Raw genomic sequence first — 14,445 nt, forward strand, 5'->3', positions numbered from 1 at the left:
GCGATCCTACATCACCAATCAGATCGTAATCCTCTTTTCCGTGTCCATTCAGATGCTCCCGAGTGCCTTGTTCACGAAGAATTCCCGCTGGGCTTACACCGTCCCCAACTCGCTAATTACAGAGAATACATCCCGCTACTTTCTCGTTCAATGCATCTGCTCCCGAAGGAGATATATAGTAGGATATTACACGTTTTCAGCAATACAGTCAAGAGAATAGGGCGTTTCACATATCGTACTTGTCGAGCTGATCCAAGAAATTGCGGGATTTCAGCTTGACCTCCAACTGCATATCCATGAACTGACGCATGACATGTTTGATCTCCAGCTTAGTGGAGTCCTTCACGTCAATGTTGCCGAGCCGATTCAAATCCATTCTGGCGAACAAGCGCAGCAACTTCAATGTACGTGGAGTCACGCTCAATGCAGCTGGATCAAAATGCTTGTAGCTCCGACACAAAACTCCGCCTAGCCTCGGACTGACAAACATATCTTCATCAGCACATTGTTGACCACTTGAAATACATGCATCAAGCTGAGGAGCATATCCGGCCGCCTGCAATATTTTAAATTCATAAATACTCATGACGATCAGCGGATCTTTGCCACTCTCCAGCGCCTCCAAACATGCTTTTAGCTGCTTAAACCAGAACGCACCTGTTTCCTCATCCTGTAACACCCGATCGAGCAATTCACAAGCATAAGAAGCGTAAGCAGCCTTAGTAATATCCTCGCGTAATGTATGGTGGGATTGGATGATTTCACCGGCATTCAACGTGCCTAAGCCTGTGTTTCGAAAAAAAACGAATTCACCGTACGTAAACGGCTGCGTTAAAGCAGCGTGACGGCTTTTGGACTTTTTTGCACCTCTGACCAGCACGCCTGCTTTGCCTCCGCTTTCGGTGCAAAGCGTAATAATTTTGTTCCCCTCACCGTAATCCATGCTGCGGATGACGATTCCTTCCACCCTGTAAAGCATGCCTCTTCCCCCAAACATTCGCGAAGAAGCCAGTGGCTTGTACTATTCACGGGCTTCTTCATGCTCGTCCGACTCTCCCTCATCCGTGTCTTGCTCCCTTGTCACGGCGCTCTCCCGATATAACAGATACGCACCGACATCTCCAGTCATCGCAAAATACTTCCACGAAAAATCTCGCAATTGTATTCATCCTTTCTTCGGAAATGACGTTTGCATCTCAAAAATAGGATGATGCGAAGAGAGGAGAAGTATGCGATGAAATAAATGGATTGCGTTAAAAATGCTCCTTATTTCATCACTGGACGAAAAGGGTAAAAAAGAGCAAGAGTTAAGCGCCGCATATGTGCGGCGCTTTGAATGACCAGAAGACTGTTACTTATCTCAGTCATAGAGATCGGACGGCTTTTTTATGATGCTTACAACAACTATACATATTTATTTAATATCCATTTTTTTAGCCTCAATAAATCCTTGAACTAAAGTGACGTAGTATCGAATTCTGTTTTTAAGCGTCGCGATGGAAGCCAAGGTCACGAAGGACGCGTTCCTGGTTGCGCCAGTCTTTTTTTACCTTAACCCAAAGTTCCAGGAAAATCTTGGAGCCTAGCAGGTTTTGGATATCCTGGCGGGCCTGTTTGCCCACCTCTTTGAGCATTGCTCCCTGTTTGCCGATAATGATCCCCTTCTGGGAGTCACGCTCTACAAAAATAACAGCCATAATATGCACTACACCATTATCCTGCACTTTCATGTCTTCAATCATAACGGCAATAGAATGGGGTACTTCCTCACGTGTCATATGCAGAATTTTTTCCCGTACCAGCTCGGCAATAACAAACTGTTCAGGATGGTCGGTAATTTGATCATCCGGATAATATTGCGGACCTTCTGGCAAGTATTTTTGCACCTGCTCCAGCAGGGTCTTTACATTGTTGCCCATTTTGGCCGAGATCGGTACGATTTCTGCAAAGTCGTACAACTTGCGATACTGCTCAATCAGGGGCAACAACGCTTCCGGCTCAATGCGATCAATTTTATTCAGCACCAAGATAACTGGCGTTTTTACTTGTTTAAGCTGTTCAGCAATAAAACGGTCGCCACCACCTAGACCTTCAGCAGCGTCAATAAGAAAAAGCACCGCTTCCACTTCACCTAACGTATTAAAGGCAGTCTGATTCATGTAATCGCCTAATTTTGACTGGCGCTTATGAATCCCGGGTGTATCCAAAAATACAATTTGCGTTTCCTCTGTAGTAAATACGCCGTGAATTTTGTTGCGTGTAGTTTGTGGCTTGTCCGACATTATGGCGATCTTCTGCCCAATGACGTGGTTCATCAGAGTTGATTTTCCGACATTGGGTCTGCCAACAATTGCGACAAAGCCTGATTTAAAGTGTTTCTTAGCCATTTCATTTCCTCCAGCGCGATTAAGCACCTATTTTATTTTGGTTTTTCCATTAAAACAGCGAACTAATTAACGTCAACATAGGCCTATAAAACACAAATATACCAATAATTACAGCAAAAACCGCTGCCAGGAGCACGGCTCCGGCGGCGGTGTCTTTAGCCGCTTTGGCCAGCGGATGAATATCAGGTGAGATGAGATCCACCGCTGCTTCAACAGCGGTGTTGAACAGTTCGGCTACAATGACTATAGCGATAGCCACGCAGACGAATAACCAGTCGAGCCGGGAGATGTGCAGAGTTAAGCCTGCTACAATGACAAGGAACGCCACGGCCACATGTATCCGCATATTGACTTGCGTACGCAGAGCATACATCACGCCTTCTGCAGCATAGCGAAAGGTCATTCTCCAAGGCTGACGTCTCATTACCTTGTCAACCCCGCTTGAGCCAGTACAGCTTCCTGTTTGCCCATCATTTCAGCTTCACTCACATCATCCTGATGATCATAGCCTAACAGATGCAGAAAGCCGTGAACAAACAAAAAACCGATTTCACGCTCAATGGAATGTCCGTATTCTTCGCTCTGAGCTTGCGCTGTCTGTACAGAGATTATAATATCCCCCAGAACATCCGGTACATCATTCAATGAATTTTCTTCATTCGGTTCGTAAATAATTTCAAGCTCTTCATCCAGTGTCTCCTTCATAGCAAAAGACAACACATCGGTGGGACGATCAATTCCCCGATAGTCCCTGTTCAACTCATGAATTTGCTCATCATTAACGAAGGTAAGGGCTACCTCACCGTCTGTGACTCCTTCCACTCTGCCTGCCTCCTCTAATAAGGTGTTCAGCAGCGTAATTAAAGATTCGTTAATTACCATATCGTTTTGTTCATTATTCCAAGCTAATTGAAGGCCCATGCCAACCGCTCCTTTTAATTCTAGTGCTCTACCCGTGCTTCATGCACAAGTTATATTAAGCTTTTCCGTTTTCAGACTTGGGCCTTTCCTCTGGATACTCAATACGGGAATGGAAAATCCCCATTACTGTTTCCTTGAGGGTTTGAGCCACGATATCAAGCTCCCGCATGGTCAGCTCGCAGTCGTTAAATTGGTGATCATCAAGACGGCTCTTAATAATTTTCTCAATCATGGATTCAACCTGTTCCACCGTCGGCTTCCGTAAGGAACGAACTGCTGCCTCCACACTATCAGCAATTCCCACCACAGCAGACTCTTTAGACTGAGCCTTCGGTCCCGGATAACGGAAATCATCCTCCGTGAAGTCAGGCTCCACCCCCCGCTCTTCAGCCTCACGCAACGCCTTGTGATAAAAATAGTGTAAGAATGTCGTTCCGTGGTGCTGCTCGGCAATATCGCGAATTGGCTTGGGTAGCTTGTAATCCAATTGCATTTCCACGCCGTCACGAGCATGGGCGATAATGATGGATTTGCTAAGCTTGGGCTCTATTGAATCATGTGGATTTTCCAACCCATTTTGATTTTCAATGAAGTACGAAGGCCTCTTGGTTTTACCAATATCATGATAATACGAACCAACCCGGCACAACAAGCCGTTTGCTCCTATAGCCTCCGCTGCGGCCTCTGACAGATTACCCACCATTACACTATGATGATACGTTCCCGGTGTCTCCGTAAGCAGCTTGCGGAGCAATGGATGGTTGGGATTCGACAGCTCAACAAGCTTCAGTGCCGACAAGATACCAAAAGTAGACTCAAAAAATGGCATTAGCCCAATAACAAGTATTGCTGTTATCAGACCGCCTGCAAAAGCAAAAGCTACCCCATAGAGCGTCGTCGTTTGAGTCCAATTCCCTTGGTCAATCAGTGCCAGAGAAAAAACAGACAGGGCACCGAACAGGCATACCATAATCGCCCCTTTGAACAGTGTTGAACGCTGGCTGGCTCGATGGGTAGAGAAAATCGCTGCCAGACAGACCACAATAGCAAAAAATCCAAAATTAAAGTCAAAAATTTGTCCCTGACGGACATTCAAAATAACACTTGCCAATATACTGAATATAACGGCACATACAAAAGCCAACGACATATCAAGCAACAGCGTTACGAGCATAGCTCCAAGCGCGATAGGCGCCAGATAGCCGAGATAGGAACGTTCACTGTTCTGCAGTATGGAAATTAACATCATTGCTCCTACTGTAATCACAAAGATTAATACTAGCATGAGCAACTGCGCATTATTATACTTGAAGTTTCGTGTTCGTGATTGAAATTGACGAATATACATAAACAGGCCCAATGCCAGCATCATAGACAACATCAGTAGGCCAAATTGTGGCCAATAATTGATTTTATCCTTGAGCAATTCATTTTCATCAAGCAGTGTATAGATTTCCTGGGTAATAATCTCACCCTTCTTGACGAGTACTTCACCCTGTTTAATGTAAACTGTCGGTGTATCTTCACGAGCCTGTACCTTGGCGTCCTTCGTAGCTGTATCATCATAAAACTTGTTGGCGGTAATCACAAGCCTTGCAAGTTCCTGAACAACCTCCCGTGAAGTACGCTTAGTAAGCGAGCTTGTACTAACCCGCTCAGCTACTTTCGCTCGGGCTGTCTGAGCATCCGTAATTTGATCATTCATCAACCCTGTCACAATCTCACGGGCAACAGGCCGCATTTCAGCAATATCCTCAGATGTAAGGCGCGGAATTTTAATGAATGTCTCCTCTGGAATTCGGTACGTTTGCTCTTTCGTTTTTTCCAGCACTTCATCCAGCAGCTTATCTGGGTAGGCATCTGCATTACGGCTGTTATTCACAAAATTTTGCACAAATTCCCGTGCACGTTGCGGAATCTCATCCTTATAAATCGAAATCTTATCTGCTCTGGAAACCTGATCATCCTGATTGAGCCGTTCAATTCGATCCAAAATACCAGTAATCAGGTTATCGTTGCGAACGGGCACAATGGTATACATGGGCTGCACACGTTCAGCTGATTCCTCTTGAGCCTTCAAAGTCGCCTTACTGTTAGGAAGCTGCATCGGGGCGACAATTTCCTTTTCACTCGGTTGATTTACCCGAATATCATAACGCTCGGGAAGGAGCTTGGACGCAAAGCCTACATAAAAAAGAACCACCAAAAATAAAAACAGAAGATAGCGTGTCGCCACGCTATACTTCCATCCATTCATTCTATGCTGGAACGTTTTCCCTTTAGATAATTCCTTCGAGGTCATCTAAAACAATCCCTCTCCATCATCTTTTTCTAAGGCAGCTACACTGCTTATTTTATTACTTTTTCTGATCGTACACACCATACTCATACTTGAATGGCTATCCTTGATTCTCGGCAACACGGTCATAAGCAACAATGATTTTTTGAACAAGGGAATGACGGACAACATCCTCTTCTGCAAACTGGACAAAGCCTATTTCCTCAATCCCTTGTAAAATCGCATTCGCTTCAATCAGACCGGATTTTTTGCCACGAGGCAAATCAATTTGCGTGACATCGCCGGTAATTACCATTTTGGAGCCGAAGCCAAGTCGAGTCAAAAACATTTTCATTTGCTCGGGTGTGGTGTTTTGCGCTTCGTCCAAAATAATAAATGAATCATCCAGCGTACGTCCCCGCATATAAGCCAAAGGTGCAATTTCTATTAACCCGCGCTCCAGTGCCTTTGCAGTCTGCTCTGGGCCCATCACATCGTATAGGGCATCATACAATGGGCGTAAATACGGATCAACCTTTTCCTGTAAATCCCCTGGTAAAAAACCTAAATTTTCACCTGCTTCCACCGCAGGGCGAGTCAGTACAATGCGCTTGACTGAACCTTCCTTCAGGGCAGCTACGGCCAGCACTACAGCCAGATAGGTTTTACCAGTACCCGCCGGCCCAATTCCAAATACAATATCGCGTTTCTTAATCGTGGTTACATAGTGCTTTTGTCCAATCGTTTTGACGCGAATCGGTTTACCCCGAAACGTCGTCGTAATTTCACCCTTGAACAAATCGAGCAGCTGATCAGCGCGCAAATCTTTGGCCAATTCAATCGCATAATGGACGTCCCTTTCGGTCAGTATATACCCATTGCGAATTAACTGGAGTAATACATCGAACAATTGTTCGAGCACTTCCACCTCGTGTGCATTACCAAAAACATTAACTTCTGCCTCACGAGATGCTATTTTTGCTGGAATAGCGGCTTCGATTAATTTTAAAAAGGAATCCTGCGGGCCAAATAACGCCTGTCCTTCTCCCGCATTGTTCAATGCAATTTGTATGCTGCGTTGTTGTTCTGCCAAATAGCCTCATTCTCCTTGGTTATGAACTAACGGAAGTTCTTCCGCAATATCCTGCTCCACTTCAAAAAGCACTTTCATATAAACTTTACCATTCTCTCTCTTCTCATGCAAAATTTTTTGGCTTATTATTTTCGTTCCTTTGCCGTATTTAGCTAAAATATCAGCTCGCGCGCCTTCTATTCCTGACATTTTCGCTTCTGCTTCCGTAAGCTTCTGCTCTTGTATCTTTGTCTCCCTCACACTTTCGGTCATCCAACCCATCGGAAGTTTGTAGGAACGCCATGTTAGCGGATCATGTTCAACTGTTGTTTTATGTGTAGAATAAGGTATTTTCCCATATCCCCATAATTGTATCGCACGGTTGCCTAACACCAGATACAAGCGGTCGTGACTGGTACCTGTATACGTGCTGCTGCGTTGCACCGTGGGACTGCTAATTTCGTATTCATGCCATACAAGACCCTTAACCTCTCCTTTGGCTACGACCTGCTGCTGATTCTCCTCATCTCCAAGCGTTCCCGAGATGAGAATGGCTCCTTTTTTGACACGCGTATTTTTATGCACGACAGGACGACCCTGCTCGGCAAAAATTTCAGTGACTACCGCGTCTGCCTTACTGATGATATGACGTGGGCTGTAGAGCGGCGCAGGGGTAGGCTGTGAAGCTTCAACAACCTGAATCGTCACCAAAGTACCCTGTTTTTCCACACCGATCCAGGATGCCTCTGGAAGCTTCTGCATGAGCGCACGGGAAAGCTTGTCTTGACTGGAAAGACGAAAGCTCCATTGAAACGGATACAGCCCCTCCTGTCGGGCGGCTTTGAGAACGGATTCCGTCGAGAGCTTATCATTCCCCTTCACTTCAATGTCCCAGATAAGCGAAGACATCAGCAGGAGACCTACCCAGAACAAAGCCAATCCAGCCAGAAAAAATTTACGTTTGGCAAGTCGTATAACAGTAAAGGGAAGCCCTTGCCGCTTCAGAACATGCATTTTACAGCCTGTCCTTCTCAAAAGCGGGCGTAGGAGGAAGACGTGCGGCAGCAGAAGGTTCATTTCTGCATGTCTAGTACCCATCGGCCGCACGTTCCAAACAGGTATATGTTGATCGGTGAGTAAATTAATGAAATCTTCCACACTTTCGCCCTTGACAGCAAGGGTAACCGTGCCATGCAGCTTTGCTAAAGCAGGATGTTTCACGAGCCTTCCTCCGTTCCTTCCATTTGGATATCCGTTATATGTCCCTCCACACTTACCTGCTCTGGCAGAATAGACGTAATGACTAGATCATGGCCGGACACCCTCAGCCTGCCTTGCGCAAGTGCAAGTACGAGCTGATCCGGCGTGAAATCCACCACGCCCCGGTGATTCTCCACATAAAGCTGGCGGCTGCCGATGAGGGTTAACCGCGGCAAGTCAAATAGAATGTCCTGCGGAAGCTCCAGCGTCTCGCTGGCCCACTTTCGCAGTTTGCGGCTCATCCTGCTCATACGGCGAAATCTCCTTTCCCGTCATCAAAACATCTGTTATCCATCGGCTCATAGTTGTTTTGATGACAGCACGCTGCTATTTTTTCATCTTCTGTTATTGCCATTCGGCCCATAGATGTTTCATGGCAGCTACGCTGCTGGCTTTTCATCGTATATTCTTATTATCAGTGAACACCATTACACCAGCGCCACAGATATCTGTTCTGTACATTTTATGATCCAGTCCCCGCATTTATGAGGCTAAACTTACAATTCGTAGCTGCTACTATATTGCAGAGGCAAAAGATGGGTTCTTTCAAAATTCACAATCAAAAAAGCCAACCTCGTTTTCATATCGAAAACAAGGTTGGCTTTTTTGATTTTCATTATATGACACGGTTATTTCTCGGTATCTCGATTCAAAAGAGAGTTTTTTCTAGAGTATAAGAAGTAAACAGCCATACCAATGACAAGCCAAATAATAAAGCGAATAAATGTCTGACCATTCAAATTAAGAATGAGCACCCCACATGAAACGATAGCCAGGATTGGAATATACGGAACTCCAGGACATCGGAAGGCCCTTGGCAAATCAGGTTGTGTTTTTCTCATAACGATGACGGCGATCGAAATCAGAATAAATGCTGACAGGGTTCCAATGTTCACCAAACTAGCTAACTCATCTAGCGGGATCAGCCCACCCATTAATGCAGATAAAGTACCGAAAAACAACGTGTTAATGTAGGGCGTTTTATATTTGGAATGAACCTTGGATAATACTTTGGGGACTAAGCCGTCACGTGACATAGCAAACATAATGCGAGTTTGACCATAGAGCATAACCAGCATGACCGTTGTCATTCCTAAGATAGCTCCTATATCTATAATACCTGCAACCCAGTTCTGGCCCGCAACCTGCAATACCAATGACACAGGGTGAGAGATACCTTCAAATTGCATAAACGGTACTATACCAGTCATAATCGCGCTAACAACGACATACAAAAATGTACAAACAACAAGTGAGAATATAATACCCCGCGGTAAATCACGAGCGGGATTTTTGGTTTCTTCAGCTGCTGATGAAACAGCATCAAAACCAATAAAAGCAAAAAACACAAGAGCTGCGGCTCCAAACACACCATTGAACCCAAACGGTATAAACGGTGTCCAGTTATCTGGCTTCACATATTTAAAAGCAACGATGATAAACAATAAAATAACAACAATTTTTATGATTACCATGATGTTGTTTATCCGTTTTGATTCTTTTATCCCAAAATAAAGCAAGAACGTGATACCCATCAAAATTAAAAAAGCTGGGAGATTAAAATAAGTCATTTGGTCTTTTAAAGCCCCAGGTGCAGCAGTAAATTCAAGCGGAATGTGAAGGCCAATTCCATTCAAAAATGATACAAAGTAACCCGACCAACCTGCGGAAACGGCGCTGGCTGCCAGCATGTATTCCAAAATTAAATCCCATCCAATAATAAAGGCCAATAGTTCCCCCATCGTTGCATATGTAAAAGTGTAAACAGAACCGGATACTGGAACGGTGGATGCAAACTCCGCATAAGCCAATGCTGCGAATAAACAGGCGAGTCCCGCAATCACAAAAGAAAGAACCAAGCCTGGACCAGCTGTAACTGCTCCCGTACCTGTCAACACAAAAATCCCCGTCCCAATAATGGCTCCGATTCCAAGCATCGTTAAATCAAACGCACCCAGTTCCCTTTTGAGTGCTTTTTCCCCCCGCGTAGCAGCAATCAACTGATCAATGTTCTTCTTTCTGAACAAGCTATTCCCCATCCATTCCATCCTCCTAAAAATTAATTTTTCATTTTTATAATCTTGTTTATCACCTCAATTTAAATCAAATTTTAGCTAAATATGGAGTAAATTTTCATAAGTATCTATCATTGAGAACATTATATATAAAAAAGAAAAAATGAAAACTGCTTTCGGAAAGCCTCATTCATATTGTTACATTTGATCATTTTTCACGAATATATTTTCATAAATGAGGCCCTAAATTAGACAAAATGCCACCATTTTAGATGACAGCAAATGTTAGAAACCTAGGGCACACAAGAGATTATCACATCCGTTGTCAGGTAATTAGAGATTTGTCGTTAATTCACTTTTTATTCTGAGCATGCTTATGTATTCCTAAAGCATCACAAAAAAAGACCCGCCACAGCCAAAGCCGTGACGGATCCACTATCATTTTAACGTCTTCCTCCACCCATGTAGCGCTTGGAACGCGGAGGACCTAATATTTCTGCCCAAATCACACCTCTGCGCAGATCAGCCGTATCCACCGTATTACGGTCTTGCGAAGCTATCTCTGGCGCATCTGTAATTTCCCCTGACTCCCTCGCGTTGGATATACGATCGAGACGGGCTAAAACCAATCTGCGTTCTTCTTCCATAGCACGGATCCGATCCTCTAGAGTCGAACCGTTATCTAATGAATCCCGGTCCATCCGTTCTTCCGTTTCCGACCGATCGCCCACTTCTTCTATACGACGAGCTTCCATAACCGCCCGTCGTTCATTAGGAAATTGACGTTGCAACTCACCAGCAACATCCTGCTGGCGCTGCTCTTGCCCATGTTCCGTTGTGAAGGGTCTGGATGACGTCGAGGGCCCGCGAGAACCATGATCACCCCCAAAGGTAGGCATACCTTTTCGCGGCGGTGATTTCCGCCCTGTACCTTGGATGCTTTTCCCCAAGAAGGACACCAAAGCAAAGCCAATCACGATCAGGATATACAAATGTTCAAAGATCCAGCTGATAAAGTTCATTACTCACCACCTAGCTGCCGTAATTCATCGGCTATGTCCCGTTATTAATCCCGGTTCTTGTTGTCATTCCCCGAGTTCTCATTCGGTTTGCCCAAGGAGCCACGCATTTGCGTATCTGCCTCAATATTTTTCAAATTCATATAGTCCATGACGCCAAGCTTCCCGCCACGCAGCGCTTCAGCCATTGCCAGCGGCACTTCGGACTCGGATTCCACCACGCGTGCTCTCATTTCTACAACACGTGCCTTCATTTCCTGCTCCTGCGCTACAGCCATCGCACGCCGCTCTTCCGCTTTTGCCTGCGCAATACGTTTGTCCGCTTCCGCCTGCTCTGTTTGTAGAAAAGCACCGATATTTTTACCTACATCAACGTCCGCAATATCAATGGACAGGATTTCAAATGCTGTCCCGGCATCCAAACCTTTGGACAATACAGTTCTTGAAATTGAATCTGGATTCTCCAATACGTCCTTATGCGAGTTACTGGAACCTACGGTTGTAACAATACCTTCACCGACCCGTGCAATAATCGTTTCTTCTCCGGCACCCCCAACAAGTCGATCAATGTTGGCACGCACCGTAACACGAGCTTTAACCTTTACTTCGATACCATCCTTGGCTACCGCAGCCACAATAGGTGTCTCAATAACACGCGGATTAACGCTCATTTGGACCGCTTGCAGAACATCCCGTCCCGCAAGGTCAATCGCTGCCGCACGTTCAAACTCAAGCGGAATGTTAGCTCGCTGCGCAGCAATCAACGCATTGATCACTCGGTCTACATTCCCTCCTGCGAGAAAATGGCTTTCCAGCTGGTTGATGTTCAAGCCCAGACCCGCCTTGGTTGCCTTAATGAGCGGATTGACAATTCGGCTTGGCGTGACGCGTCGTAACCGCATAGCTACCAGCGTAATGATACCAATGCGCACACCCGAAGCCAATGCTGAAATCCACAGCATCACCGGGAAGAAACTGAAAAATACGCTCAATACAATAATCACTACAACGGCAATCAGCAAAACGCTGACAATACCTGATTCGAACACTCGCATCATCCTCCATTAATCTAATTCTTTGTTGTTTACTTATTTAGACGCTAGTGTCTGCCTTGACCACAATACGCCCACCTTCTACTTTGGATACTATAATCGGCATATCTGTAGCAATAAACTCGCCGTTCGTTACAACATCGACTCGCTCATCAGCGATCAGCACCGTTCCGGCTGGACGAAGTGGTGTCAGACTGACACCCCGTTGACCTAATAGCATTTCCCGGTTCACAACTGAAGAAAAACCTTGGTCAGCCGTTAAACTTTCTTTAAGTATAAAACGGTTCCATATCCCTCGGTCCTTGAATACAACCGCAATGATCGCCACCACGGCAACCGCAGCTGCAAAGGCAATGCCCAAAGATATAAACGCGTGCTGCATGTTGTATGCTGCGCGAACAACTCCGGCGACAAGACTGACTGAACCTAAAATGCCCAAAACACCAAAGCTTGGGATGAACATTTCAAGGATAAGCAGAGCCAGACCGATAATAAACAACAACCACGTCTCCGAACCTGCAAAACCAGCGATATAATTGCCGAAAAAATACAACCCAAATCCGAGTATGCCCAAAATTCCCGGTACACCAAAACCAGGTACGAGCAGCTCAATAACGATACCCGCGATACCGATAAATAAAAGCAACGTCTGCACAATTGGGTTGGTCAATATCTCGGCTGCTTTTTCAGCCCATGTTCGCTCCACATGAATAACATCATCCATGCTGTAACCCATCCACTGGATAACTTCTTGTTCGGAAGACGCGATGTGATCCGCATAACCCAACTTCAGCGCTTCCTCACTGGTTAAAGAAATGATCTGACCATTTTCCTTATTAAAGTTCATCTCTGGAATAGATATGGTCGTTTTAGAGTCAACCATACCTCTGGCAATATCCGGATTACGTCCTCCAGCTTCTGCGGCAGATGCCATGCTACTCTTCCACCAAGCTATCGTTTTTGGATCTGTGATAGCCTGCCCCCTGCCGTCTACTAACGCTGCTGCTCCGATAATACTCCCCGGTTTCATAACAATCTTGTTTGCGCTCAACGCAATATAGCTACCCGCTGAGGCCGCTTCGCCCCTTATATAGGCTACGGTCGGAATTGGACTGTCTTTAATCAGTTTGCCCAGCTTCTCCGCTGTATCTACCCGTCCACCGGGAGTGTTAATATCCAGTAAAATCAGACCTGCTTTGAAATCTGCTGCTTCTGCAAATCCACGTTCCATAAATTTGCCCAGACCTTGCTCAATTTCCTGATCAACTGGTATAACAAACACAGCTCCACCTTTAGTTTGGGCCGCCGCTGATTCGGAATGAACTAAGGGTAACAGCAAAACGGATACCATAATCCACAACGTTAAAAAGATCAATTTGCGACTGGAGTGGTGATGTTCTCTATGCATTTCTCTCCCCCCTTTCGATCTTTCTATGTTACAGCATACCAAACTTTGTTAGACAAACTATACAGTTTTCAGGATTTAATGTGAAATTATTGGGTATATTGCTAATCCTGACGGCTGTCAGATACTTTACGCACCCAATGGACATCACGTTTCACACAATTAACGATAACGCTTACATATAAGAATCTTTCATCATTACATTCTATGGTAGGCATCGCTTATATAGAAATAACACCCTCTGTAAACAGAGGGTGTTGTGTTTTCCTGTTTGTCGCAGGTTTATTGCAGAAATTGCTGAACCGCTTGGTTCACGAGCTTACCGTCAGCGCGGCCTTTTACCTTAGGCATCAAGGCCGTCATTACTTTCCCCATCTCGGCTTTCGAAGAAGCACCGGTTTCCTGGATGGTCTGCTGTACAATAACTTTAATTTCTTCCTCAGAAAGTTGTTCGGGAAGGTACTGAGCGATGATCTCTATTTCTGCTTTAGTGCTTGTCGCAAGTTCATCACGACCGGCTTTTTCAAATTCATGGAGGGCATCTTTTCGCTGTTTGATCTCACGACTCAGAATATCAAGCACTTCGTTGTCGTCCAAATCCCGTTTCAAATCTATTTCAAGATTTTTAATCGTAGAACGAACCATTCGAATGGTGGAGAGTTTGAACTTGTCCTTACTCTTCATTGCTTGCTTCATATCTTCGTTCAATCGTTCGCTCAAATTCATGATTGCTTAGATCCTCCTAGAACTTTCTCTTACGAGCAGCCTCGGACTTTTTCTTGCGCTTTACGCTTGGCTTTTCATAATGCTTGCGTTTCTTCACCTCAGCCAATACGCCATCCTTAGCAATGGAACGTTTAAAGCGACGAAGTGCAGCATCAATTGTCTCGTTTTTGCGAACTTTAGTTTCAGACACCAGTTTTCCCTCCCTCCGACCAGACCGTCCAAGAGCAATAACACGGTTCATCAAATTTTATTATAGGTGAAACGGAAACCAGGTGTCAACCTATAAGAAAAAATGAATACATAAAGGGCC

At 45.1% G+C, this 14,445-nt stretch carries 16 protein-coding genes; all 16 read right to left on the reverse strand.

Annotated features, from left to right (window positions below; translation table 11 throughout):
- Positions 1 to 226: 226 nt before the first annotated feature.
- Positions 227 to 979, reverse strand: a complete 753-nt coding sequence (gene recO, locus NLX78_RS10105; protein WP_013311133.1) for a DNA repair protein RecO — start codon at positions 977 to 979, stop codon at positions 227 to 229.
- Between the two features lie 42 nt (positions 980 to 1,021).
- Complete coding sequence (locus NLX78_RS10110) at positions 1,022 to 1,159, reverse strand: YqzL family protein (protein WP_013372137.1); 138 nt, start codon at positions 1,157 to 1,159, stop codon at positions 1,022 to 1,024.
- 325 nt (positions 1,160 to 1,484) lie between these two features.
- Positions 1,485 to 2,387 carry a GTPase Era gene (gene era / locus NLX78_RS10115; RefSeq protein ID WP_254350297.1) on the reverse strand — a complete coding sequence of 301 codons (903 nt, stop codon included), beginning with the start codon at positions 2,385 to 2,387 and terminating at the stop codon, positions 1,485 to 1,487.
- Between the two features lie 49 nt (positions 2,388 to 2,436).
- Positions 2,437 to 2,811 carry a diacylglycerol kinase family protein gene (locus NLX78_RS10120; RefSeq protein ID WP_039272277.1) on the reverse strand — a complete coding sequence of 125 codons (375 nt, stop codon included), beginning with the start codon at positions 2,809 to 2,811 and terminating at the stop codon, positions 2,437 to 2,439.
- Positions 2,811 to 3,308, reverse strand: a complete 498-nt coding sequence (gene ybeY / locus NLX78_RS10125) for an rRNA maturation RNase YbeY (RefSeq protein ID WP_025722123.1) — start codon at positions 3,306 to 3,308, stop codon at positions 2,811 to 2,813. Before ybeY ends, NLX78_RS10120 begins: the two co-directional genes overlap by 1 nt.
- A 55-nt stretch (positions 3,309 to 3,363) precedes the next feature.
- A complete protein-coding gene (locus NLX78_RS10130) occupies positions 3,364 to 5,610 on the reverse strand; it encodes an HD family phosphohydrolase (RefSeq protein ID WP_039272278.1) in 2,247 nt (748 codons plus the stop codon).
- A gap of 97 nt (positions 5,611 to 5,707) precedes the next feature.
- Positions 5,708 to 6,679, reverse strand: a complete 972-nt coding sequence (locus NLX78_RS10135; protein ID WP_029517794.1) for a PhoH family protein — start codon at positions 6,677 to 6,679, stop codon at positions 5,708 to 5,710.
- A gap of 6 nt (positions 6,680 to 6,685) precedes the next feature.
- The gene (yqfD, locus tag NLX78_RS10140) at positions 6,686 to 7,879 is read right to left on the reverse strand and encodes a sporulation protein YqfD (protein ID WP_254350298.1); all 1,194 of its coding nucleotides are present in this window, start codon (positions 7,877 to 7,879) and stop codon (positions 6,686 to 6,688) included.
- Complete coding sequence (yqfC, locus tag NLX78_RS10145) at positions 7,876 to 8,169, reverse strand: sporulation protein YqfC (protein WP_029517796.1); 294 nt, start codon at positions 8,167 to 8,169, stop codon at positions 7,876 to 7,878. The genes yqfD and yqfC overlap by 4 nt, the downstream gene beginning before the upstream one ends.
- Positions 8,166 to 8,318: a hypothetical protein gene (locus NLX78_RS10150; protein ID WP_254350299.1), complete on the reverse strand. Its 153-nt coding sequence runs from the start codon at positions 8,316 to 8,318 to the stop codon at positions 8,166 to 8,168. Before NLX78_RS10150 ends, yqfC begins: the two co-directional genes overlap by 4 nt.
- A gap of 229 nt (positions 8,319 to 8,547) precedes the next feature.
- Positions 8,548 to 9,957: a branched-chain amino acid transporter BcaP gene (gene bcaP, locus NLX78_RS10155; RefSeq protein WP_254350300.1), complete on the reverse strand. Its 1,410-nt coding sequence runs from the start codon at positions 9,955 to 9,957 to the stop codon at positions 8,548 to 8,550.
- A 419-nt stretch (positions 9,958 to 10,376) separates the two neighbouring features.
- On the reverse strand, positions 10,377 to 10,955 hold the full coding sequence (locus tag NLX78_RS10160) for a hypothetical protein (RefSeq protein ID WP_069290008.1): 579 nt from the start codon (positions 10,953 to 10,955) through the stop codon (positions 10,377 to 10,379).
- A gap of 44 nt (positions 10,956 to 10,999) precedes the next feature.
- On the reverse strand, positions 11,000 to 12,001 hold the full coding sequence (floA, locus tag NLX78_RS10165; RefSeq protein WP_029517799.1) for a flotillin-like protein FloA: 1,002 nt from the start codon (positions 11,999 to 12,001) through the stop codon (positions 11,000 to 11,002).
- Between the two features lie 43 nt (positions 12,002 to 12,044).
- The gene (locus NLX78_RS10170; RefSeq protein WP_039272283.1) at positions 12,045 to 13,412 is read right to left on the reverse strand and encodes an NfeD family protein; all 1,368 of its coding nucleotides are present in this window, start codon (positions 13,410 to 13,412) and stop codon (positions 12,045 to 12,047) included.
- 279 nt (positions 13,413 to 13,691) lie between these two features.
- The gene (locus NLX78_RS10175; protein WP_013311146.1) at positions 13,692 to 14,135 is read right to left on the reverse strand and encodes a GatB/YqeY domain-containing protein; all 444 of its coding nucleotides are present in this window, start codon (positions 14,133 to 14,135) and stop codon (positions 13,692 to 13,694) included.
- A gap of 16 nt (positions 14,136 to 14,151) precedes the next feature.
- Positions 14,152 to 14,325, reverse strand: a complete 174-nt coding sequence (rpsU, locus tag NLX78_RS10180; protein WP_005547957.1) for a 30S ribosomal protein S21 — start codon at positions 14,323 to 14,325, stop codon at positions 14,152 to 14,154.
- Positions 14,326 to 14,445: the final 120 nt, after the last annotated feature.

It is taken from the genome of Paenibacillus sp. Lou8.1, assembly GCF_024213565.1.
GTDB classification, from domain to species: domain Bacteria; phylum Bacillota; class Bacilli; order Paenibacillales; family Paenibacillaceae; genus Paenibacillus; species Paenibacillus polymyxa_B.